The sequence below is a fragment of the Pseudomonas sp. HMSC063H08 genome, from assembly GCF_001813645.1.
GTDB lineage: Bacteria > Pseudomonadota > Gammaproteobacteria > Pseudomonadales > Pseudomonadaceae > Pseudomonas > Pseudomonas aeruginosa.
In genome coordinates this window covers 1-678 of sequence record NZ_KV813321.1, presented here as the reverse complement: position 1 = coordinate 678, position 678 = coordinate 1, and the positions used below count along the sequence as shown (strand labels likewise).

Annotated in this window: 1 protein-coding gene; it reads left to right on the top strand. The window is 44.1% G+C overall.

Features of this window, described 5'->3' with window-relative positions; all coding sequences use genetic code 11:
- Window positions 1–181 precede the first annotated feature (181 nt).
- The gene (locus HMPREF2924_RS33715; RefSeq protein ID WP_019485604.1) at window positions 182–499 is read left to right on the top strand and encodes a MafI2 family immunity protein; all 318 of its coding nucleotides are present in this window, start codon (window positions 182–184) and stop codon (window positions 497–499) included.
- Window positions 500–678 lie beyond the last annotated feature (179 nt).

The window sequence follows — 678 nt, the reverse complement described above, 5'->3', positions numbered from 1 at the left end:
ATTATTTGCTTTGAGCGTTTCAGAGTGGGCGCAGTCGCCGAAATTAGAGTAGTAAAAATAAATCTTTCCCCTTTTCTCTTAATCTCGGCGTTGGTATAACTGATCAGGCAACCAATGTATTTATTATCAAGGGCACAAAGAGTCCAAGTATTGTCCCTACAAATCCAAACTGGAGCCCCAAATGAGTAGCCAGCCAACGTTGGAAGAATGGAATTTTCAAGTGTTAATGCTAATTCAAGCGTTGGTAGGTGCGATATCTGCCAATTTTAGAATGATTGCATTGTTATGGGATGGCGATGAGTGGGTATTGAGATTTTATCTTGAAGAGAGCAACGAAGAGGACGTTGAGGAGATTGAGGATGTTGTTTGCCAATATACGGCATATCAGGGCTCTAGTTTGAGATGCAGGTCTGAGTTGATCGTGGGGCGTGAACGCCTTCCGGGGCTTTCGGAGGTGGGTAGGGTTGTATACCGTCGCAGAGAGTCTTTTGATATTTAGTTGGGGCAAAAGGTAGCTCCGGCGCAGAAAGTGCTATCAATCAAGGCAGGCTTAATTCTCAGCTCCTGTCTGAGGAGGTTGCGAATGGCCACGCGTTCCAGAAACATGTAGTCGAACGGCAAGAGTTTGTTGATCTTAAGAATAAAGGGGACAGATTTATTTTCTCTACTCTAATTTTC